The sequence below is a fragment of the Acinetobacter sp. YH12046 genome (assembly GCF_013419905.1).
In the GTDB taxonomy this organism is placed as follows: Bacteria; Pseudomonadota; Gammaproteobacteria; order Pseudomonadales; family Moraxellaceae; genus Acinetobacter.
This window is the reverse complement of record NZ_VOZF01000038.1, coordinates 1-23,641: the sequence shown is the minus strand read 5'-3', so window position 1 is coordinate 23,641 and position 23,641 is coordinate 1. Positions and strand designations below refer to the sequence as shown.

The following is a 23,641-nucleotide window of genomic DNA, read 5'->3' as shown; positions in this document are numbered from 1 at the left end:
GGACAAGCATCGTCATTTTATTATGGTCAGCCTCAGGGTGAAGTGTGTCTAATCAACAGGGTTTTCGGTCTCTAAGTACTTTTTAAAGGGAACATCATCGACTCAAATCTCTATTTGCAACAGTGCCAACAAGCTGACCAAGTGAAGACGAATGTCCATTACTTTGCTCAGCAACAATTGAAACGAGCAACGCTTAATGTGGAAACGCTGATGCGAATGACGCTGATCCAAAACCCTACAAATGTATTGGCTAGAGGTTATGCCATCGTTCGTAGTGGAGGGAAGGCTATAACATCCATTCATCAAGCCAAGGATCAAACTTTGGCGATTCAATTACATGATGGTTTAATCAATACACAAGTTTTACAGGTGAAACCAAATGAGTGAACAACAACTAACATTTAAAGAAGGCTATGACATCTTAAAGAAGAATGCTGAGCTTCTAGAGTCTCAAGAGGAGCCGGACATTGATAACCTGATGAAAGTTGTTGAAGAATCCATGGCAGCTTATAAAAGCTGTAAGCAACGCATTGATGCAGTACAACAAGCATTGAATGAAAGCTTTAAGGATTAATCTTTAATTGTTAGCAGTTGATCCCATTTAAAGTAGTTCTGTGTTAGCCGATTTCGTGACATATTCCATGTTCTGTTCGGCATTAAACTCGCGCCCAAGGCAATCTTGGTTTTGCCATACTTAAGATGAATCGCTTCAAGGGAATCCATCAAAGCGTCACTGATCTCGATATGCTTCATGTCGGTAAACATATCATATACATGGCTTGCCTTTGGTTCGAGACACGTTAGAATCACGCCACATTTCTTGAAGGCAATGTCCTTGGCATACAGGCCATCAATCATCGCTGTAGCGAGTTTAGATAGCAGCAATAAGTTGTCGGTAGGTTCTGGTAAAGCCAAGGATAAAGACTTGTTGTAGAAGGGCTTTGAGCTATCAAATGGGTTTGATTGTACGAAACCAATCAGACAACCACACAACAGATTATCATCTCTCAGTCTGCTAACCGCATCCATGACATATAGCGACATAGCCTCCTTGAGATCATCAATATGGTAGATGCGTTGACCAAAAGAGCGACTCGCAATAATTTGCTTCTTGGCTGGTGGCGTATGTTCCAGTTCAATGCAAGCAATTCCATGGAGTTCCAATAAGGTTCTGTGCATCACTACAGAAAATTGGTCCCTGATCATCACAGGGGAAGTCAAGACAAAATCCATAACTGAATGAATCCCCAGGCTGTTGAGCTTCTTGGAATGCTTTCGGCCTACGCCCCAGATTTCACCAACATCTATGGCTTGATGCAGAGTTTCAGCAGAGCATGGATCCATTGAAACCAAGTTGCAAACACCATTGAAGTAAGCGTTCTTCTTGGCAATATGGTTCGCTAGTTTCGCTTCAGTCTTTGAGCGGCCAATGCCAATACATACAGGTAAACCAAGCCAAGAAAACACACGCTGACGAATTTGATGGGCATATTCAGTCAAGTCGTAATTCTCTGAATGAGCTGTCAGATCCAGAAAGCACTCATCAATTGAGTAAATCTCCTGCTCTTTGGGAGATACAAAATCGGACAGGATTTTCATGAATCTGCGAGACATCTCTGCATACAATGCATAGTTGCTCGATAGCACCTGCACCTGATGCTGCTCTACGATGTCCTTGATCTGAAAGAGAGGAACACCCATCTTGATGCCCAAGTCTTTGGCTTCTTGGGAACGTGCTACAGCACAGCCATCATTGTTGGATAGCACAATGACAGGCTTATTGTTCAAGCTTGGGTTAAAGATGCGTTCACAACTGACATAGCAGTTATTGATGTCTACTAAAGCGTAGATCTTGTTTTTACATTCCATGTTAAGAAACCAAGAAGAATGATGAACGCTACTAACGCTTTCTGAATGGCTTGATGACAAAAGTCACTACACCCCAAATTAGCATTTCCTGCCCATCTTGCAGATGAATGTCGGAATACTCAGGGTTCTCTGCTTTAAGCCAACGATTATCATCACCTTCGATCATGAGGCGTTTTACAGTGAACTCATTGTCGATCAGTGCAATCACGATGTCTTCATGCTTGGCTTCAATGCTACGGTCTACAATCAGTTCGTCATCAATCTCAATACCTGCATCCCTCATGGAAAGTGAAGCGACTCTCACAACGAATGTTGCTGCTTCATTTTTGATGAGGTGTTCATTCATGTCTAATGTTTTGTCGACATAATCCTGGGCAGGAGAAGGGAAGCCAGCAGCAACCTTTTCTGAAGCCAAAGGAATACTCATTACAGAGCTTGGATTCACTAGGGTTATAGATGCTACATCATTGAACTTGGCTTTATTTGATCCTGTTAGGTAATTCTTTATTTCAAGAATTCTAGACTCAGGCACACGAATGACCTTAGTAGGTTCATCATATAGAGGCTTTCTACCTGCACCATCTCGACTACCTCCACGTTGTCCAACCATACAATTCACTCCCCAACAATTGAATATGTAACATAATCAAATGATAGGGGATGAGCTTAATCGAAGACAATGAAATTACGATGAATGGTTGATGTGAATCATCAAATGATGTTCCTTTGAGCAGACCTTTACTTATGTCAACGTAGAGGTCAAACCAAGAGGAAGAATAGTTAGTGCCGCCTTCGGCGGTGTTTTGGGATAACCGATTAATGCAAATCCAAACCAAAGGAAACCACTATGAAAATCATGAACCGTACCGGTTTTGTCGGAGACTTTTTTATTTAAGTTAAGCCACCTGACCTAACGGGTTAATCTTATCATAGTACATTGCTTCAAACTCAAAAGGCGACACATAACCTAGTGCACTGTGTACACGCTTTTTATTGAACCAATCTACCCAGTTTAGTGTCGCAAGTTGTACATCTGCTAAACCTTGCCAATCTGCTTTTAAATATTCAATCACCTCTGTTTTGTATAAGCCATTCACCGTTTCAGCCAAAGCATTATCGTATGAATCACCAGTTGTATCGACTGATGCTCGTAAATTTGCTGCTTCTAAACGATTGGTATAGCGAATCGAAAGATATTGCACACCCCTGTCGGAATGATGAATCACATTCTTTGGCATGCCTCGATCGTGCAATGCTTGCTCAAGTGCATCGAGCACCATATCTGTATTCATCCGTGTAGATACTTTCCATCCAACAATTGCTCGTGAGAACACATCAATAATAAAGGCGGTATAGACCCAGCCTGAATGAGTTTGAATATACGTAAAGTCACTGACCCATAATTGGTCAGGTCGATCAGCACTAAAATTACGTTTCACTAAATCATCTGCTCGTTTTTGATCATCTCGGTTGCGGGTAGTTTGTTTGTTCTTACCACGCCAAACACCTTGTATATCTAGCTTCTGCATCAATCGAGCAACTGTACAACGTGCAATAACATAACCCTCACGTTTCAATTGTTGCCAAACTTTACGTACACCATATCGACCTGAACTTTCCTTCCAAATTCGTTTAATTTGTTCAGCATGATGCTTATAATGTAGATCTCGTTTCGCTCGATGTTCTGGATTGTCAGCGAGATCTAAAGTTCGGTAATAAGTTGAAGCTGCGATCGGTAAAATCCTACAAATCGCATCAACACCATATAAGTCTTTATTGTTATGGATGAAATCCACCATTATTTGTGTGGGCGGTCGAGCTCCGCCTGGGCGAAAAAAGCGGCTGCTTTACGTAGAATTTCATTGGCACGCTTTAATTCTTTAATTTCACGTTCCATTTGCTTCATTTTTTCTTGATCAGATATCTGTTGTACTTTAATAGGATTTTGCTGATCTAAATGCTTTTGATGCCAGGCACGAAGTGTTTCAGGAGTACAACCAATCTTAGGCGCAATTGCTGTGATTGCAGCCCAAGTAGAAGGATAATCTTTTTCAGATTCAATTAGTAATTGAACCGCTCTTTCTCTAATTTCGGGGGTATAGGTTGGTTTTTTCATCGGAATAGTCTCTCAGAATATTGAGTCTCCGACAAACCCGGTACGGTTCACTTCCTTATTCCAGCATTTGATTAGGTAGAAGATTGGTTGACCGCCATTCAGTATAGCTTGATCTAGGAAGGCTTGACGCTTACAGCCCTTGATCTTCATTTGTTGTCTTCTTAGTACGTGGCTTTCTTGTTTTTGGTAATACAGGTACACGTGCATCTGCTGTTGCTTTCTTATTGGCTTGTACCAGATTAATGTTGTTGACTTCTAGGCTTGCTTCTAAAGCATTGTCGATACCGCTTTTAAAAGTTTTAATTTCAAAGTCTTCAGGAGCTTTGAAGTACTGTTCAAATACAGTTACAGGAACAGTAGGTCCATTTAGAATAAGCTGTAGCTTTGTTTGATCTGATAGCTCAGGACTGAAGTCTTGATATGTTGCTAATACGAATTTCTTTTTATTGGTGATGATGAATACTGAATACATGGTTGTATCTCTTTTTATTTGAAGTTGTTTTTATTCTTATTGTTTTTCTGTTTGCTTATAATTTTTAGTTATAGAAAACAGATACATATATAACATATTTTTATTATACTGTCAATCCTTATAACTTTTAGGAATAAGAATACCTATTCTGCATAGGCTATTCGTATTTGTAGTCTTTAAAATCAGTTCCCTCTACAAGTGTCATACACGTAAGGAAAGCTACATCACTTGCTAACTGTTCATCTCTTACGTTCCAGAACTCATCTACAACTGCATTAATTAGTTGCTTATAATAGTTTTTATAAAAGGAATGCTTGTTTAACTGTGTTTCTAAAGTATTGAAATAACCTACCTTAAATTCTTCTTTTCCTATGTCTTCATATTTTTGTATTTCGACAGAACTTTTGGCTATATCCTCCGCTACAGCACAAAGACTAAATTTGTAATTATGATCCACTTCAATAGCTTGAGCCATAGTACCAGTACAAGCCAACAGTAAAGTTAAAACTATCTTTTTCATATTAAACAGTTATATGTAAAGTTGTAGCTTCATTCTATTTGATTAGTATTGAAAAATAAACAGCATACAAAACAGATTAGTAGGCAGTCAGTTCAATGTTTGATATGGATACGTGCCTGTTAAGGTACGGATACAGATTAAAGATTGATTATCTGACTGTTAAAGGTTGTTATTCATTGACTGTTAAGGAAATGAATAAGAAGCTTGTTATAGGTTGAACAACTATTTTTCTATAAGAAGATATGAGAACGACTGAAAGGAGTTCGATATATCGCTCTATTCTTTTTCTTTATTTGAAAAATTAATTAAATATTTATTAATTAGTTATCTGTATTTTTTTATAATTTCTTCTTTAAGATTCAAGTTAAAAAAAGCCCTAAAAGATTGACTTTTTTGATAGTCCCAAGACAAGGTTTTGTCTAGCCTTATTTTATAAGACTTTTTAAGCTTCCTTCAAAATCAGTTGAAAACATTGAGTTATAAAAGAATGGACCTCAGCTCGAAACTTTACGAAGTATAGCGAGTAACAACGAAGCTATGCTGAAGTAAATGTTTGAGCAACCAACCGACTGTATGCAATAGCTACAGTAATGGAAGGAACAGAGGGCGGTCAGTAAATAGGCTTTAGGTGCTATGTCTGTGTGCGCTTATGTGTACCTAGAATCCGTACATTTTTGTTTTAAGGTTTTTGCTTTTTTCATTTTTAAAAACAAGTAGTTATAAAATGTCTAAGACAAGGTTTTGTCTACAGCCTTTAAATTTTCCTTTATAAATTCACTGTAATTTGAGTATCGAATTGCAGCGAAAGCCGTATAAAACCTAAGATCAATTAAGACCGAAATCTGTCTTACTTATCCACAGTTTTAAATTTAAAAACAAAACAAGTGTTTAGCTAGACAAATAAAGCAATTCAAGACAAAAATAGATCCACAAGACAAGTTATTGACATTATCTGTCTTGATGTAATATAATCTGTCTCAAGAGGGGAGAACAGTCTTCCATTACAACAATATGCAATGAGGATAATAAAACGTGCAAATAGGAAAAATAAGCACAGTGTTTAAAGTTTATGATGCAATGATGGGTAGCGGTAAGACTACTCAAATTATAGAAAACATTAGAACAGCAGAAAAAGACCAGAACTTTCTTTACATCACTCCATTACTTGATGAATGCCATCGTATTTCAGGTACAACATACGATCCTGAAGATGTATTAAAACGTCCTTTAATTACCACAGAAGACGATACAAGCGTTCATTACGCATATTTAGATGATGCTCCTTTGAAGGAAAGACGTTTCAAGCATCCAAGCTATAAGGGTGGAAATAAAGCTGAAAGCTTGCAATACCTGTTAAAGAACAAAGAAAACGTAGTCAGTACACATCAGCTTTTTATGAACCTAACACCAAATATGTTGGATGATGCGAAAGACTATGTACTGATTATTGACGAAACAATTCAAGTCTATGATGTATATACAGAGCATTCATCTACAGAGTTAGAAGCTCTTTTCCGTTTAGGTTGGATTCATGTTGATGATGATGCTGTCACTCTTCGTTTCAACCGTGAAAAGTATGGTGATAACGGTGGTGACCCGACGGGTACGAAATATGAAAACCTAGCAACAATGTGTGATCTCGGTCAGCTCTTGTATGTGGACCAGAAGCTGATTGTTTGGGAATTGAGTATCGACACACTGAGATCTTTTAAAGAAGTCTGGATTGCTACTTATATGTTTGAAGGCTCTCAAATGTCAGCGTATTTGAAATCGTATGGCGTTGAGTATGAACTGATCCGTTTTGGTAACAAGCCTTCTCAAATTAAGCATTTAGTCACTATTTCAGATAACAAGTTTATTAATGAGATTGGTACTAAAACTACAGCATTGAGTTCAAGCCAATTCAAATCAAATAAGAAAGCTTTATGTGAGCAGTTGTCAAAAAATCTTGATAACTATTTCCGTAACCATGTTAAAGCGAAAAAGTCAGATAGACTTTGGACTTCATTTAAAGAAGCACATTCAGCAATTGCTGGATCACGCTATAAAGAAGAATGGTTAGCCTTCAATACAAAGGCAACTAACGAATACAAAGACAAAACCAACTTAGCTTACTTGATGAACCTATATCCAAATCCAATGGTTGTTAAAGCTTCAGCTATGAAGGGATTCCCTGTTAAGGAAGATGTATTCGCTCTATCTGAGATGGTCCAATGGATATGGCGTTCTGCTATTCGTGAAGGTAACCCAATCAATATTTATGTACCAAGCTCAAGAATGCGTAGTTTATTACAGCGTTGGTTAAATGATGAATTTGAAAATTCTGCTGCTGAAGATATTGAAGTTACAGAAGAAGCCGAACAGTTAGAATTAGTTTAAATTGGCTTTGTTGCACAAAGATTTGAAATGCAAAGCGCCCCTAATTGAGCCAAATTTAAGGCGTAACTTGGGTAAGTGGTCGACCTAATTCCGTAAATCTGTTAAGGACTGCTACACGTGCATGGATCTCATTCACTTGGCTATCAAAACTCCTTGCACTGAGTTTATCTCCTAATAATTTGATGCAATGCATCTTAGTTTCAACCAACTTCGCCGATGATAGCCTGACCATTTTTTCCATAGTGTCCTGCCTAAACGTTTAACTGTTCGAAGTAATTCATTTCGCTCTAGCGAGCTACTCTTTGTATCTTTCCATGGTTTCGCATTTTTTCTAGGTGGAATCACCGCATGTGCTTGCCGATCTGCAATGACCTGACGGCATTGCTTGGTGTCATAAGCTCCATCGGTATAAACAGAGTCAATCTGCTCATCTTGTGGAATCTGATTAAGTAAATCACCAAGCACCTGTGAATCACTGACATTATTGGTTGTAAGCTGAACTGCTCGTATTTGTAGGGTTTTGGCATCTATACCAATATGTAGTTTACGCCATTGGCGACGATATTCAGCTCCATGTTTCTTGCGTTTCCATTCGCCCTCACCTAGAAACTTCATGCCTGTAGAGTCTACGAGTAGATGCAGCCCATCGCTACTTTTTTGGTAGCTGATTGCAATATCAATATGCTTTTGTCTTCTACAAAGCGTACTGTAATCTGGTGCGGTCCAATTTAATCCGCAAAGTTTAATCAGACTTTGCACAAAGCCAGTGACCATACGTAAAGATAGACGGAATAAGGATTTAATCATTAAGCAGCATTGGATAGCTGCGTCGGAGTAGGTTTGATTTCGCCCTTGTTTGCCTTTTGATGGAGCATACCATTGCGTAGCAGGATCAAACCAAATGGCAATATTTCCGCGACTCATGAGTGCTCGGTTATATGCGGGCCAATTGGTTGTGCGGTAGATTTTGTGTGTAGGCTTCTTCATTTGAAAATTATATCGCTGAAAAACCCTTTACAGATAGGTTTGTGCAACAAAGCCTTACGACGATCACACTCAGCTATGCATTCACCTTGCTGATTTTATTGCTACATACAACTTCGACCGCAGACTCAAAACACTCAGGGGCCTGACTCCCTACGAATTCATCTGCAAACAGTGGATAGATGAACCTGAACTTTTTAAGATTGATCCGATCCATCAAATGCCGGGACTACACAAAAGAAAAAAAAGGCTTTTAGTTTTTTAAATTTCCACTGTGGAAAATTAAAAATATTTTTTTAATTTTTAAAATTATGCTAATATAAATTTAATTTTTATATATTTAATCCATGACAATATACGTAATTGCCAATCAGAAAGGTGGCGTTGGAAAGACCACACTCTCAACCAATTTAGCTGTTGCTCTGAGCAAAAAAGGTCAGACTATTCTTGTAGATGGAGATGATCAACAATCCTCTATAAAATGGAGTAAACGTAGAACACAAGACTCGATTACAACCATTTCGCTCAAAGATAATTTAAAAGAAGAACTACAACAGTTAAAAAATAATAATAAATATATTGTATTGGATGTTGCAGGACGTGATTCAGCTGAGTTTCGTTCAGCATTATTAATAGCAGATGTTCTTATTATTCCAACGCAACCTAGTCAAACAGATATCGAAGTGCTGCCATTTGTGCTTAGATTGGTAAATGCTGCTAAGCAAGTAAATAAGAAATTAGAAACTTTTGTAGTCTTAAATAAAGCACCAACCAATACCAAATCTACAGAAATTGATGCTGCTTTAGAGTTGCTACAACAAGTCAAGTCTGTGAAAACACTAAATACCATTGTGCGTGATCGCAAACAATTTCGCGATGCAATGATCGAAGGAAAATCAGTATTAGAAATGGGTAGTAGTAAAGCAAAAGATGAATTAAATGAATTTTTGGTGGAGATCCTGTAATGGCGAAAAAACCACTCATTGTCGATTTTGATGATGCCTTTGAAATGGAACAAGCATTTATTAATGCAGCAGGAACAGGCAAAGTTGCATTGGTATCATCGACTGAAAATAATATTGTTGATCTACCTATAGAGCTTATTGACTTCTCAGAGCATCAACCTCGCATTATTACAGACAAAGTTTTACAAGATGTTGAAAAGCTTGCCAAAAGTATTGAAACGAATGGGCAAATTTATCCGATTGTTGTGATCAAAAAAGAAGAAACATATGAGCTTGTTGGTGGAGAAAAAAGGTTTCGAGCTGTTCGTGATGTATTAAAACATAAGACTATTCGTGCAATTATTCGAGATGATAAATCTACAGAAAAGACAGCTTTAATTTCATTGATTGACAATTTACATCGGTCAAATCTTAGTGATTTTGAATTAGTCAATGCTATACAAAAACACTGCGATGAGTTTGGTTATACTATACAAAATATAGAATTTATTACTCAAAAATATCAATTAGATCAATCTAAATACTTTAGATTAATGAGCTTTTATAAACTGCCAAACTATATAAAAGAAGATCTAAAAATCCACCCCAAAGCGATTTCAGGTGCAACCGCACAACAATTGTTAACTGAATTAAATAAACTGGTTTTAAAGTTTAACCATCAACTAGTTGAAGATACCACGTTAACCATATGGAAAAAGTACCTAAATGAATTTACAGAAACAAATCGTCCATCAAAAAAATTCATTTATCAAATAGAAAAAGCACTAACGGTACAAGAGACAGCTAAAAAACAAGATCAAAGCATCGAAAATGCCTCTCTAGTAAACAAAATGATCTTAAAAAATAAAAATGGTCTTAAATTTGGTTCGATTAAGATCGAGAAAAGTCTCAATGGGAAAACAGTCCTAAATATTCGCACCAGTTTAAATGCTGAATTTAATCAAGAAAAGATTGAAAAGTTAGAAGAATTTCTTGCCGGTTTAGATGACCACCCATAAAAATTATAAATTTCCACTGTGGAAATTTATAATTGAGTATCCAATATTTTTTTAAATATTGGGTACTGCTATTTATCATACATATTGAATTAAAAAGTGTTAAAGGGAAAAATGCTTACCAGAACGGTAACTGATCTTCTGATGGATCTAAAATTTCATCCATATCAGAATCAACAATATTTTTATCTTCATGATCTGCCTTTTTAGGCTTAACAGATTCTGTTGAGCCTAAGTTGTAAATTTAAAAATTAGCCATTTCAACAGTATTGAGTTTATACAGCCAGTATCAGCTGAGATGGTTACGATAGAAAAAAATTGGAAATGCAAAAAAAATCACTTGAAGTCCTGACCAAGTTAAGTGCAGTTTTGATATTAGATTTACCAGATTTTATTCGACATTTTATCTTGAATCTTAAAAACAAGCTGGATGCTTATATCAAAAGAATTCTTAACAAGGGTGAAAAATCCCATAAAGGTGTTGATGAATTTGAAATTCTAAAATGGTTAATCCATAAAATTTCTTTAGATTTGGAACAGGTTCCAAAGCACAAACATAAAGAGGTACATGCTGTTCTATTTACATGTTTTTTTACTCAATTGTCCGATACCTTAGGTTTGCCATTATCACGGTATATGAAGGTGGGAAAAAATCCGCAGCGTTGTGTTCAATTGAGTGCAAACACTTATAAAAAATACTTTGGCCTGAATAAAGACTTGAAGCTCAAGTTCGAACGAAACCTGAATATCAATTTTTACCCTGAAAAATTATGGTAGCTTTATGAGCCAAACTGATGAATTGTCAGCTGACAAGCAAATTAAACTATTGGAAGAATGGGTCAATCAACCCCTGAGTGTAAAAAAACAAATTTTGACTCAGCTCTTGGCGCAAGATCAGCAGGCACAGGAACTGTATGCTGCTGCTCACAAAATACATGTGGTGATTAAAAATAATCGGATAGTGACACAACAGAAATTATTAGCAGGGTTAACGCAATGGGCTAAAAGTGCATCTATAGGAGAACTAAGCGACCAACAAAAAGCAGTATTCATCTATTCCTATCTTTGTACTGCAGCCTTGTGTGAAATACTGAAGGAAATCATCTTGTTAGAGCCTCAGATTACAAGGGATGAAAAGGATGAAAAGGATGAAAAGGATGAAAAGGATGAAAAGGATGAAAAGGATGAAAAGGATGAAAAGGATGAAAAGGATGAAAAGGATGAAAAGGATGAAAAGGATGAAAAGGATGAAAAGGATGAAAAACAGGTTATTCTAAATAATTGTAAAAACAACAATAAAATCAACACAGTATCTTATAATTTAAAACTTCTTTTGCAAAAGCAGTTATCGAATACTGAGAAAAATAAACTGTTGTATAAAAAAGTTACACGCAAACTCCAAGCTATGGATGAATTTGATGCCAACGAGTTAAAAATTCTTTTAGAGCGTAAAACAATAAAAAATGATTTTGAACAGCTTAATCTTGGCCGTTATATTCAACAATTTATTATTGTTTTCAACGAGATTGCCAATAGTAGATTAAATTCAACAGTAATTAATGTTCAGGCTTTAATTAACGATATTAAAAAGGGCATGACCTATAAATCTGATTCAGGCACATCATCGTTGGATGTAGAGAATGAGGATACTGGACAGGATACAGAGGCCAATCTTGTCGATCCTGAACAGGATGAGATCGCCAAGCGGGTGAAGGGGAGTTTCTCTGATGACAAACAGAAACAGCTCGAAAAGCAAGCTAAGAGAATTCAGCGACGTGACTTAGCCTGTAAAACTAATCCGCTTTATCTGAAACCCAGTTTATTAACTGAGGTATATCAGCGATTGCAGAAGTGTTATCAAGAAAATAAGAGAAATGATGCATATCAATCGGCTTTAGCTGTGTGTGGTCTGATGTGTCTCTTGACCGGTCTGAGTCCAACGGTCTTTCAAAAGATCAAGTATTTGATTGATATTGGTAGAATTAAAAAAAAATCAGTCAAAAAAGTCATCCATTATTATTGGGTGATCGATCCTAAGTTGAATGCCAATCATTCCGGTGCCATGCAAGATAAAGCACAGCGTTATAATCGGGCCTTAACCCTGGAATGGCGCATGCCAGCACCCTGGATCACCAGTTTAGAGGCTTTAGAGGAACCTGAATTTTGTGTGATTGAGTACAATAATTTTTTGCGGGAAATTTTTAAAGAGCATGCAATTGGCGAAATCACCTGTGGTATGTTAGAGCGGCAAATCTATTTTTATATGGATATGGAGACGGATGATAACCTGGTCGCACACTTGCTGGCCAACAGAGATAGCCGTCATATCGTGCAATGGAACTATGAAGGGCGTCAGATCGATCAAATCGACCAGCATTTTCAAGGCTATATTAATGTTCTATTAGACCGTAGAAAAGGTGAACCATGGATTGAGGATGAACACCCTGGTCATATTTTTCATCGTGAGGAACGTATCGGCAGTCAGCGATGCTGGACTGTAGAGGCCGCGAGTAAATTTTTTAATCAGCTTTATCATTTTGTCAAAAACACATTAGCCAATACTCAAGCGAATCTGATCGAGAAGCTGAATGCTTACAGCATTTGGATGTGGCATCTTTCCTTAATCTGCCTGACGGTGCGTCCAATAGTCGGCATGCCGGGGTTACTGAAACATTATGATCCTAAGGCACAACTGCTTTACGTGCATGATAAAAAAACTGATTCACGAAAAGTAGGACGTCCTGTTCCTGTTACAGGCTACTGGCAGGATCATTTCAATGCATATCGAAAATATCTGACGAAAACCATCGAATCACTCGGGATAAAAAGTTTGCAAGCGCAATTGGAAAACGATGGTTTTATGCTCTATGTCATCTCACATCCTCGGATCAAGTCCCAAAAAGGTCAGGTGAATCTTGCTGAAGTCGTGGAGCATTTGGAGTTACAGCCCATGTCTGCTGATTTTGTCACGAATTACCTTAAAGAGACTGTACAGATTTATAAAAACTGGCCAAGGCATTTCACTAAAAATCATCTCGCCCTGAGTGGTGACATTCACAATACGCTATATACCCATGATAAGCAGAGCATGGGATTCAGTCACATTTCTGGATTAAGCCCTTATCTCTACAAACACGACATTCAGCAACAAGTTAAAAGCTTGCTCAACAAACTAGAAATCGCAAAGCTTGAAGTGCTTTAAAGGACCATCTTGTGCTTGATACATCACTTGTTACGCAATTAGAAAATGCCATTAAAAGAGAAATCGGTGACATTTTTAAGGAAATTTCTCAGCTGATCACTGCTACATACACAGATGTAAATTCTGACCTTGCTCAAATTGATTTTAAGTGGCTTGATCAGCAAATTCTGGACAAGTTTACTCTCTATAGAGCAGTTTTAGAGCAGCTCTGCCAAATATCCAAATTTAAGGGCAATGCTGCAGATTACCTTCAATTCTGTTTTAAACAAGTGAAACGGATTTGTAACGAGAAAAACCAGCAGTGGCAAAAGGATTACCCTTCCTATGCCGAGAGCTATGAGATTAAGTTGCCCGATTGGATAGTCTACACACCTAAACGTCTAGACAACGTTTTTTCAGGACGAAAGTTACAGCAGGGTACTATGCTCGTCGAGGTAAAAGAAAAACTGTATGTGAATTGGGCGGATTATCTCAAACAACAAACTCAAGGTATCTTCTTATACTCTACGGCTAAAGAGCAACAAAAATTAGTGAATACCTTGTTTGAATGTCTGTGTATTTCATTAATTTTTGATCAGGGATGCATGCAACCTGAACGACTGATAGCCATTCATGATGCGATTTTTCATATGAACCTGGATAGTGGCTTGCTTCCGATCTATTCAGGTGACGAAAAGGTTCAAAAAGCTTATGTCTTTTCATACACGTTGCCCTCGACAAAGTATGGCAACATCTATCGTCAGGATGGCGAAGAAGAGACGGAGTTATGGCAAACTCAGCATATCTATTTCAATGCCTTTGTGATGCTATGTTATCGACGGATTCAGGAGCTAATCAATAGATCGCAAGGGCATCAATTACAAAGCACTTCGCCATTGCTGTGCTGGGAAAAAGAACAGAGTGAAATTGAAACGGGGAATCAGCCTGAAGCCTTACTGCTAGAAAAACTTAAAATCCATTTAAACATTGTACTGAATATGGCGGAGGAGGGGGACTCTAGAAAAGCACGTGAGGATCAGCAGCCATTTACACAGCTTAATCACGTGAAGCTATTTTTAAAAGGCTTGGAAAAGACCGGTTTTGCCATTTTTAAGCATATGGATTATGTCTTGTGGCAAGAGATTCCTAATCTGGATGTTTTAAGTACCAGTGTACTGAACAATCAGATCATCACTTCGCCTTTAATCTATGAGCAGTATACACAGCTCTATGATCAACCCGATTGCTGGAAAACTATTCAAGCTAGAATCAAAAATCTTGAAAAAAAGCCTCAAGTCTTAGACTTGGAGATGCCTACAGTTACAGTCAAAACATTTCATGATCGACGAACCGGTCAACGTCATGAGCTGAAATCCTGGCTTTTATCTTTTCATCAGGATATCAAACCCAAACAGCTTGCGGATCAACTCCAAGAAAGCATCCAAAAATCTGAGGACTATAAATCTGCGTATGAGGCTGGAAATGGCGAGTACCTAGATTATGTAGTGGCTATTGCACATTTACGCGTGTGTCAGTGGTTAGAAAACGAATTTGCTTATCATGGGAAAGCAGCGATTAAAGTCTCAACAATCAAGCGTTACTATAGTAGTTTTGTGCTTGACCTACTTTGTTATGTTCTAGAACAGCAGATCAATCTAGATACAGCCACTGAAGAGCAGTTTGAGGAAATGTATCGCACGATTGTTGAAGAAAAACTGCTGAATGATCAGAAAAATCATAAAACGACCGCACAAACCAACAACAATAAAAAATACAATACCTCGGGTTATGCCTTTGATCGGCTGAAAGCCTTTCACCAATACTTAGTCAAGAATCATCGTGCACCGATTGTGCAATATTTATATGAACGTCAAAGTGACGGTTTATTTTTAAAAACCAGACTCATTAGTCCGCAGATGTTTCAATTGATGATACGGATTCTTAGAGAATACCCAGAAGCTTTGGGTCTGACTGAGCAGGATGCAACCTGTCTAGAATGGGTCTATACATTGGCATTTAGACTGGGCTTGCGTATTGATGAAGCTGCCGGGATCTGTATCGATGATTTTGTATCTCCGCAGTTACGAAAACATCCTGACAATCGACAGCTCTATTATGTGTTTGAATCCGCTTTAGATCAGCAGAAAGACGATCGATCTCACCATAAAATGAGAAAAACAATGGGTGATATTGATGATCTCACCCTTAGGATTCGTCTAAATTCTGAGCGTGATCTGAAAAGTGATAATGCCACGCGTCAGTTTGATTTAGCTTATTTTTTAGCACCGGACGAGTTCACAGGATTTTGTCGCTTTTATCAAAACCAGTTACCTGGCTCTAAAGCGACTGCAGCAGTCTGCAATAGAAAAATCAAACAGCTCTTTATGCTGGGTGAACAACCTTTATCCAGTACAAATTTATCAAAAATTACCCAGTTGCTGTTTAATACTGTATTAGGGACAAACGATCATCAATATACCTTTCACGCTTTCAGGCATAGTACCGCTTCACATTTGGCTATCCTTTTAAAAGGCAGCATAGCACTGGTACGTTGTTTTACTGACTATGATTCCGAGTTTGGGCGTAAGCTTAAAAAGCACATTTTACCCAATATGAAGGATGCTTCATCGCGTAGTGCCCAAGCCTGGTCTCGACTTGCGCATCTGATGGGGCATGAAGACATTCGGATCACTGCAAGACATTATCTGCATCATCTGAATATCCTGATTGCTGACATGTTTTATCAAGCAAACCGTGAATATTCACCTCAATTGATCAAGGCATTATTAGGCGATAGTCAGTTGATGCATCGCGATTTCAAGGTTAAATTTCAGTCGAATGAAACAGATATTTTAAAATTGATGAAGAAGATTCATTCACACACAGAAAATAATTCTCAAACTGCTGCATTAAAGAGCAAGAAAAAGCAGAAGCAGCCTCAACAACAGGACGTATTTTTATACCGTGAAACGTTTCTAGACGAATACCGGAAGTGGCGGGAAAAAAAAGAAAAAGCAACGATCGATCCTGAAGTATTGAAATTCATTCAATCGATCAGCCAGCCGTTTTCTCTCTATACAAGTCACGTCAAAAATGATGCTAATCATGAGGATCTTATCGGTTTTACTTGGAAGAAAATGGTGACATGGTCTAATCACTATGAGATTGAGAAACCTTTTAACTTAAATAAAAATGTAACCCAGAATGATCTTAAACATTTTTTTTATTGTTTAGAAAATAAAATTTCACTTGAAAAAGATCGTCCTATTTTGAATTTTAAGGCATCATCTGAAAATGACTTGATTGACTATCAAAGATTCTTAGATTTTATTAATAAAATTTATTCAAAAGATTCAGATAATTTTTTAAAATATTCAGATAATTTTGAATGGGATGAATATAATACGGGTGAATTTAATAATGTAAAAAAGGGCGAGGTGAAAATAAAAAAATATAAAATATGGAATAAAAAAGATAATAATTTTATTCAAAAGATGCTGTTGCAAAGCGTCTTTTACAAGATGAAAGAGTGCCTAGAGGTTCTATCAGAGGTTGACGATATCAACGGAAATTCATCAAAAAAAACACATTGAAATCAGATGGATATTTTTGTTGATTTTACAGCTTAGTTTTTTTTAGCATATTTTTGCAGAAAAGTGAGTTTTTATCGCTCAAAAACTGGGTAATTAAGGGTGAAAATCCAACCCCGGGTTTTAGGCTTTTTGAGTGTTTTTTAGCCTAAAAAACAGCATTGTTGAGACGCAAGACAATAATCACGCTACGTTAAAATTAATTGAAATATTATTGATATAAATAATACCTTTTGTTGTTAATAAAATAATAAATTAAAAGCGATTTAATATGAAATTGAGTGTTGTTTTAAATTAATTGGAGAATCAGTTTTAAATAATGTAACCCTCTATTTTGGGTTGATTTTTTTGGTTTTTTAACCAAATAAAAAGTACGTTTTTTCATATTATGTTGATAATTTTTAATCAATTTTATACATTGCTGAAGATAGAAACTGTATTTAAGTTGAATTAATCTGTTTTGATGAGTTAATGCTCATAAATGAAAATTCCTTATTCTAGCCTTTAGTTAAAACTGCTAATCATAAATATTCTAAAAATAGCCTAAGCTTAATAAGTGGTTCAAAAGGGGCCCAGGCCTTTGCTTTGTCAAAATCTGATTTGCCAAGCAAAGGCCTGGGAATCCGCGAATTTGATTTTTTGTTTTAATAATGCTCAATATTTTAATTTATTGAGGTCCTTTCATAGAATTAATGATTAAAAAAAGTCTAATTTGGTTTGACCAAAGAAAAAGATACAAATATGATAATTACATTACAGTAAAATCTGTAATCAGGCGTGGAAACCTGAAAATTACTACAGAAGCATTAAAACTGCTTTAAGCGGTTTTTTTGTGCTTATTATGCTTAGCTTGCCATTATGGTAGGCCAGGCAGGGCAGTCGATGACTGGCCGTCTTCTGTAGTGCGGTATTTCCACCCCTGTTTGGTCTACCTCCATCTCGTGGAAAAAGATGGTTGTAGATAGTAAAATCTAAACTACAGGTACTCAGCATGAAGATTTCATTATCTCAAATCCCCATTTCTCTTACGTTTCTTTTGTTAGCGCTGACCGGATATTGACGGTCATTTAATTCATCGCTTTAACCAAATTGAACGATATGCACTTTCAAATTTCGTATTTGAGCGAATATAGAGAAGTGCTGCCTGGAGAAAACAAAAAATGGGCCAAACTCGATTACTGACGAATATCATTCAGCGTAAAGTCATGTTGCCAGAAGAAATGTCACCATCAATGCAACGAGACAATTTTGAAGTTGCACTGACTGATTTTGAAAAGCATGCCATCATCAAATGTTTATTTAAAGCGGATAACCAGCGTTCTACTGAATGTTGGAGTGTGCGGGAAATTGCAAACTTTATTGGGAATTGCACAGAAGATCAAAATATCAATTTGTGTATCTTGTATTGGAAAGATATACACGGCAACATCTATATTATCGATGGGGCGCATCGTCTTTCGAGTATTTATGCGTGGGTCAAGAGATATTTTGCAGATGAACAAGCCACTCAAGCGCCTAATTTTAGCGATCAACAAAAAGAAGATATTCGTGACCTGCGAAATCATTTAGGGGATCTGGCTGACTTCCAAAAAATTTGTATTGATCCTAAATTTGCAGAACAAAAATCTAAATTAGACGATATTAAAATCAGTTTCCGGCAAGTGCTTGGTACTCCAGAAGATGCACGACGCGTATTCCAATCGATTAACTCAGATACTAAACGCCTGGATAAATATGAGGAATATCATCTAAGAAGTCGGGGAAGTGATGCATATTATGCGATCTATGCTTGTTGTTATATCAATGACAATAAATCCAATTTAGAAGAGCTTCAATATACACGTTTAAATGCGCTCATCGAGTTGGGGGAGAGGATCCATCAGCTGCTTTTCTCTACCATCTTATTAGATACTGAAATGAGTCATGGCAAAAAAATTGGCTTGGTCAATGAGCTCATGAATATCATCGCGGGTGATCGGATTCATAATATCATGAGCCTGAATCAGGGTGAACGCGTTGAAAAGATCATGTCACATCTGTTTACGGCCCTTTGCAGAATGGCCACTCCTGTAAAAAATACTGGGGTTCCGAGTTTGGGCTTACATCCGTTCTTATATTTTTATAAGGACCAGCGTTTTCAAATTACTTCCTTTCTAGCATGGTTTTCAATTGTGTTTGAAATTCATGAAAGTCGCATGCAGATTCATCATCGAACGATTAGTTTCAAGGACTTCACCCGGGTACGCCGTAGTATTGAGTTCTTGATCGCCAATTTCCCCGTGGCGACCACCGAAACGGTCGGCAAGTTCGGCAGTGGTATCAAGGGCTATGATCGGCTACAAATTGTCTATAAAGCCTTTATTTGCTTAAGTTTGGAAATGGAGGTTGATTTTGATGATGAGGAATGCCTGAATACATTTATTCTGTCCATGTCTAAGGCCTTCAAATACATAAACTTTAATGAGTTTTATGTTGAAAGATTTTTGGGGAATTATGATGATACGGTCGTGAAGCATGTGGTGGGATATGTGGAGTCGATTAGTCCAATCTCGCGCTCAAAGCCCAAATCCTTTTCAGCATTAACCAAAAGTTTACTTAAGCACAATTTTCTGGTGGGTAATCATAACTTTTGCCTCATTTGTGATGGATTAATCTATCTTGATTCTACTGAATCGGATCATAAAATTGCCAAAGCCGTTGGTGGGCAAGGGGTGCTAGAGAATGGTCTGCTGGTTCATCCAATCTGTAATAGAATGAAATCAGATCTCAGCTTAGAAGAGATCAGAGCGGATTTGTTTGGTGAGTTATTGTATTAATCAGCAGGGCTATGTTTTTGTGTTCTCAAGTGTGTTAATTAATGATAAATCACATGATTTAACTTTTGATCTATTTTGCCAATGTGGTTTTTTTAATTCAGTAGACCTCTTGCGAAAGTATAGTTTTATCTAATTTTTGAATTGGCTAAAGCCTCATAAAATATAGCTTTTGGCTGCTTAAAATTTGACTAACGCAAGAAGTCTAATGCAGAATCATAGTTAGAAGCTAGCTGTAGTTTCTGAATGATCGTCAAGATCCTTAGTTTTGCCCATAGATTCCCTCTATGGGTATTTTTTTGATCAAAAATCATGTGTAGATGCCCTAGAATAAACCTTTTAGCATTTCATAAGCAATCAAGATTAAGCCTGACACCATCAGCACCACAAAAATGAGTTCCACTCTAGTTAACATAGTAATTCCATTTACTTTTCACCCAATTTATGTGGCAAATAAGTCGTAGTAGCAATGACATAACATGACATAGAAAATAATCAAAAAGACAGAATTTGGATTTTTATATTCAAGGTGAATTATTAAGATAATTGTGAAAACTTCATAGGAACTTCTTTTTTCTCAATGAAAATGTTATATCCTTAGAGTCTGCATGATCCATTTGAAGCGAGAATTTTATGAAAAAAGTTATTGGTATGAGAAATAGCCGTACTGAAGCCTTTAAAATCGTAAAAGCTTCATTTGCCGTAGATAATTTGGTTGTAGATAATAAAGGCTTACAAGCAATTAATGACTATGTGACGGGTTCTAAGACATTTGAACAAGCCAGAAATACACTCGTTGAAATGTACCGTGTACGATAAAAATGTTTTTTGATGATGCACTACATTATTATCTGACGGAAGAAGATTTTTATGATGATCCATTCTGTGATGAAAATGGTGTTTTGATCAACAATCTTGGTATTTCTAATACCAAAGACCTGAATGAGGCAGAGAAAGCGCTAAGTGCCTTACAAAATACAAGGTTACAGGAAAATATCTCTGTTTTTCTAGGCAATTTTGATTTACAGCACTTACAAAATATACATCATCAATTATTTATGGATGTCTACCCATGGGCTGGCCAATTAAGACGCGTGAATACCTATAAAGGTGAATGTATCTTTCTCCGTTACAATAGCATAGCTCCTTTATCAGATCTGCTGTTTTCATGCCTCAATAATAACTTTAACCATTTGATTAATAATAAAGAAAATATAGATTTGGTCTGTAGTTTTTTAGCCAGATTTTTTGTTGTTTTAAATTATATTCATCCATTTAGAGAAGGTAATGGTCGCTCACAACGTTTCATGCTAGGCCAGATACTATTTAAGTTAGGTTATACGATCGATTGGACCACTGTGAGTTCAGATGCTATGAATCAAGCAGTGATCGCAGGATGGAAAGAAGGTAACTTTAAGCTCACTGAAAAAATGATTAAACTTAATATTCAAAGATTAGAAGTAAGTTGAACACCTAACCAATATCGTACTCAGCATCAATTTTGGTGTTTCTTCAGGCCTACTGCTGACACTTCAAATGATTCCATGATAAAAATCAAACATCATTGTAAAGCCTCTAAAAGACGATTGCTCCAACAATAAAACACAACACCCCAAAAGCGATCCAGAGCCAGACAGTTGATCTGGATGTCTGCATACCTGGGTTATTCAATGGCGGTGGTTGCTCAGAGGCGTTCTGTGGAGTATTCGGCCTGTTTGTATGAGGATGATGCTTGGAATAAGAAAGTCCTGTTCCGGGAATGCCCACGCTGGTTCGGGTGCCTTTTTTACCAATATTTAAAGAAGCACCGGGTTTGCCAATGCTGGCACTGCTGATGCCTTTATGGGTCAGATTAATTTTAAAACCCGGGAATAATTTAATACTTTTACGAAATCTAAAACCCATATTGCTCTCATTCTAAAACTTAGCTCAATTCACGCGCTATACCAGGATCCATGATCTGCTAGAGATCGTACTTTGACGGCTATCATCAGGATACTAGTATATTTTTTATCTGGTGATTGCAATACTACCTTTAAATACCGTCAAAAATGTTTACTGTATATTTGCTGTAGGGTAATCTTAAAGCTGCTATTTATTGACTGATTGGTATATGACGACAGATAAGCATGAAGTGCTTCTCAGAATGAGAGCCATTGAACTCCTTGCATACTGGGAAGGTCGTTTGGTTACCAATCGTTTGATGAGCTGGTTTGGACTGAGTCGACAGCAGGCTTCTGCGGATATCAAGCGCTATAATACGCTGTATAACCCCGATGCCTTGATTCATGATCCCTCAGTCAAGGGTTATGTGCCTAAAGCCAGCTTCCAGCCTGTACTGACTACAGCGCATATCAATGAATATCTCAACATGCTGTCAGGTTTGGTTAGTGAATCGCATGCGCTGATTGCGATGCCAGAACCGAATCTTGCAGCAGTTCAATTACCCGATCGCAGTGTGCGTCCTGAAGTCATCAGGGAAGTATTGCGTGCCTGTCGAACACAAAGCTGTCTCAAAATTATTTATGCCTCCATGCAGAATCCGCAGTGGCATGAACGCATCATTTCCCCACATACCCTGGTGTATACCGGTTTTCGCTGGCATGTCCGTGCCTATTGCCATCAGAGCAAGCAGTTTAAGGACTTTTTACTCTCCAGAATTGATCGCACACCTGTTGTGGTGGCGATTGAGTCAGTAGACCCTGCTCAGGATCAGCAATGGCATGAAGAAATTGTACTGACGCTGATCCCTAATCCAAAATTGAATGAAGCTCAAAAAGCGCTGGTCGAAAAAGACTTCGGCATGCCTGATGGCAGATTACAGATTCCGGTCAAAAAAGCCCTGGCTCACTATACCTTGCAGCGATATCAGGCTGCGATCACGCTGGCTGAAGCAGATGATGCCTTGAAATATCCCTTGGTACTACAACGTTCAGATATCGAAAAACTGTCGTCTTATCTGTTTGATCAGGCCTCATAGGAGATTGGCCATGTTAGAACAATTTCATTATGACAGTGACCTGATTGGTGGTTCACTGATGGTGCGTGAAAGTCGGTTAATCGCGGATCTGTTATTGCGTGAGGCGACTCCAGAACAATGGCATCAGGCGATTCAGGTGGACAATATTCTGCAAAAAAGAACGCCTGCTTCAGCTCAACGCAATGCCACCGCTATTCGTAAGCGTCTGGAGCGCTTGGAGCCTGATTTCTGGAAAGCACTACGTGATGGGGATGATGAGCTGGCGACCCAGGTGGCTTTTTGTGGCGCATTGGAACGCAACCTGTTGCTGCTTGAGTTTATGGAAACAGTGATGAGAGAGGCCTATATCTCCCAGGCTCAATACCTGGACGGCACTGTTGCAAATAGTCGGTGGTGATAAACTTATCATCCCCTTTTGCTGATGGAGCTGCACATGAACCCATTCAAAGGCCGGCATTTTCAGCGTGACATCATTCTGTGGGCCGTACGCTGGTACTGCAAATACGGCATCAGTTACCGTGAGCTGCAGGAGATGCTGGCTGAACGCGGAGTGAATGTCGATCACTCCACGATTTACCGCTGGGTTCAGCGTTATGCGCCTGAAATGGAAAAACGGCTGCGCTGGTACTGGCGTAACCCTTCCGATCTTTGCCCGTGGCACATGGATGAAACCTACGTGAAGGTCAATGGCCGCTGGGCGTATCTGTACCGGGCCGTCGACAGCCGGGGCCGCACTGTCGATTTTTATCTCTCCTCCCGTCGTAACAGCAAAGCTGC

The 23,641-nt window shown here is 37.9% G+C and carries 18 protein-coding genes, 5 pseudogenes and 1 other annotated feature; of the genes and pseudogenes, 16 read left to right on the top strand and 7 right to left on the bottom strand.

What is annotated here, in order from left to right:
* The 3 genes and pseudogenes from FTU03_RS14415 to xseB all read left to right on the top strand — a co-directional run.
* Positions 1-75: pseudogene (locus FTU03_RS14415) on the top strand (IS6 family transposase); the annotation flags it as partial.
* A gap of 39 nt (positions 76-114) precedes the next feature.
* Entirely contained in the window at positions 115-387 is a 273-nt protein-coding gene (locus FTU03_RS14410) for an exodeoxyribonuclease VII large subunit (RefSeq protein ID WP_257225640.1), read from the top strand.
* Complete coding sequence (gene xseB / locus FTU03_RS14405) at positions 380-574, top strand: exodeoxyribonuclease VII small subunit (protein WP_020753603.1); 195 nt, start codon at positions 380-382, stop codon at positions 572-574. Before FTU03_RS14410 ends, xseB begins: the two co-directional genes overlap by 8 nt.
* Here xseB and FTU03_RS14400 read toward each other — a convergent pair.
* The 5 genes from FTU03_RS14400 to FTU03_RS14380 all read right to left on the bottom strand — a co-directional run bounded on the left by FTU03_RS14400 (position 571) and on the right by FTU03_RS14380 (position 4,977).
* Positions 571-1,869 (bottom strand): Y-family DNA polymerase, encoded by a 1,299-nt coding sequence (locus FTU03_RS14400; RefSeq protein WP_020753602.1) that lies wholly within the window; start codon positions 1,867-1,869, stop codon positions 571-573. The two genes, xseB and FTU03_RS14400, sit on opposite strands and share 4 nt — an antisense overlap.
* 31 nt (positions 1,870-1,900) lie before the next feature.
* Complete coding sequence (locus FTU03_RS14395) at positions 1,901-2,479, bottom strand: LexA family transcriptional regulator (protein ID WP_020753601.1); 579 nt, start codon at positions 2,477-2,479, stop codon at positions 1,901-1,903.
* 286 nt (positions 2,480-2,765) lie between these two features.
* A protein-coding gene (locus FTU03_RS14390; RefSeq protein ID WP_087513996.1) for an IS3 family transposase occupies positions 2,766-3,985 on the bottom strand; the annotation gives its coding sequence in 2 pieces (ribosomal slippage) (positions 2,766-3,709 and positions 3,709-3,985; 1,221 coding nt in all).
* Positions 3,594-3,710: a sequence feature (AL1L pseudoknot), on the bottom strand. (Overlaps the previous gene by 117 nt.)
* A gap of 130 nt (positions 3,986-4,115) precedes the next feature.
* Positions 4,116-4,457: a hypothetical protein gene (locus FTU03_RS14385; protein WP_020753599.1), complete on the bottom strand. Its 342-nt coding sequence runs from the start codon at positions 4,455-4,457 to the stop codon at positions 4,116-4,118.
* 157 nt (positions 4,458-4,614) lie between these two features.
* Positions 4,615-4,977, bottom strand: coding sequence for a hypothetical protein (locus tag FTU03_RS14380; protein ID WP_020753598.1), 363 nt, complete (start codon positions 4,975-4,977; stop codon positions 4,615-4,617).
* Positions 4,978-6,009: 1,032 nt separating this feature from the next.
* Between FTU03_RS14380 and FTU03_RS14375 the strand changes: the two genes are divergently transcribed.
* Positions 6,010-7,356, top strand: coding sequence for a hypothetical protein (locus tag FTU03_RS14375; protein ID WP_020753597.1), 1,347 nt, complete (start codon positions 6,010-6,012; stop codon positions 7,354-7,356).
* Positions 7,357-7,411: 55 nt separating this feature from the next.
* Here FTU03_RS14375 and FTU03_RS14370 read toward each other — a convergent pair.
* Positions 7,412-8,343 (bottom strand): annotated as a pseudogene (locus FTU03_RS14370) (IS5-like element IS17 family transposase).
* A gap of 55 nt (positions 8,344-8,398) precedes the next feature.
* Between FTU03_RS14370 and FTU03_RS14365 the strand changes: the two are divergent.
* The 9 genes and pseudogenes from FTU03_RS14365 to FTU03_RS14325 form a co-directional block, all read left to right on the top strand.
* Positions 8,399-8,605: pseudogene (locus FTU03_RS14365) on the top strand (hypothetical protein); the annotation flags it as partial.
* Between the two features lie 82 nt (positions 8,606-8,687).
* Positions 8,688-9,305 (top strand): AAA family ATPase, encoded by a 618-nt coding sequence (locus FTU03_RS14360; protein ID WP_000158575.1) that lies wholly within the window; start codon positions 8,688-8,690, stop codon positions 9,303-9,305.
* Positions 9,305-10,303 carry a ParB/RepB/Spo0J family partition protein gene (locus tag FTU03_RS14355; protein WP_001085468.1) on the top strand — a complete coding sequence of 333 codons (999 nt, stop codon included), beginning with the start codon at positions 9,305-9,307 and terminating at the stop codon, positions 10,301-10,303. The genes FTU03_RS14360 and FTU03_RS14355 overlap by 1 nt, the downstream gene beginning before the upstream one ends.
* 321 nt (positions 10,304-10,624) lie before the next feature.
* Complete coding sequence (locus FTU03_RS14350) at positions 10,625-11,077, top strand: hypothetical protein (protein ID WP_031974804.1); 453 nt, start codon at positions 10,625-10,627, stop codon at positions 11,075-11,077.
* 4 nt (positions 11,078-11,081) lie between these two features.
* Entirely contained in the window at positions 11,082-13,502 is a 2,421-nt protein-coding gene (locus FTU03_RS14345; RefSeq protein WP_079352999.1) for a hypothetical protein, read from the top strand.
* Between the two features lie 11 nt (positions 13,503-13,513).
* The gene (locus tag FTU03_RS14340; protein WP_031974806.1) at positions 13,514-17,074 is read left to right on the top strand and encodes a hypothetical protein; all 3,561 of its coding nucleotides are present in this window, start codon (positions 13,514-13,516) and stop codon (positions 17,072-17,074) included.
* Positions 17,075-18,231: 1,157 nt separating this feature from the next.
* Entirely contained in the window at positions 18,232-19,887 is a 1,656-nt protein-coding gene (locus FTU03_RS14335) for an HNH endonuclease signature motif containing protein (RefSeq protein ID WP_031974807.1), read from the top strand.
* Positions 19,888-20,517: 630 nt separating this feature from the next.
* A complete protein-coding gene (locus FTU03_RS14330) occupies positions 20,518-20,703 on the top strand; it encodes a hypothetical protein (protein WP_000755725.1) in 186 nt (61 codons plus the stop codon).
* A 2-nt stretch (positions 20,704-20,705) separates the two neighbouring features.
* On the top strand, positions 20,706-21,353 hold the full coding sequence (locus FTU03_RS14325) for a Fic family protein (protein WP_000464611.1): 648 nt from the start codon (positions 20,706-20,708) through the stop codon (positions 21,351-21,353).
* 106 nt (positions 21,354-21,459) lie between these two features.
* On the opposite strand, the gene FTU03_RS14320 is transcribed toward FTU03_RS14325, so the two are convergent.
* On the bottom strand, positions 21,460-21,789 hold the full coding sequence (locus tag FTU03_RS14320; RefSeq protein ID WP_031974808.1) for a DUF4236 domain-containing protein: 330 nt from the start codon (positions 21,787-21,789) through the stop codon (positions 21,460-21,462).
* A 208-nt stretch (positions 21,790-21,997) separates the two neighbouring features.
* Here FTU03_RS14320 and FTU03_RS14315 point away from each other — a divergent pair, with 208 nt between their 5' ends.
* The 3 genes and pseudogenes from FTU03_RS14315 to FTU03_RS14305 form a co-directional block, all read left to right on the top strand.
* The gene (locus tag FTU03_RS14315; protein ID WP_046267517.1) at positions 21,998-22,864 is read left to right on the top strand and encodes a WYL domain-containing protein; all 867 of its coding nucleotides are present in this window, start codon (positions 21,998-22,000) and stop codon (positions 22,862-22,864) included.
* Between the two features lie 10 nt (positions 22,865-22,874).
* A pseudogene (locus FTU03_RS14310) lies at positions 22,875-23,243 on the top strand (BrxA family protein); the annotation flags it as partial.
* 54 nt (positions 23,244-23,297) lie between these two features.
* Positions 23,298-23,641 (top strand): annotated as a pseudogene (locus FTU03_RS14305) (IS6-like element IS26 family transposase); the annotation flags it as partial.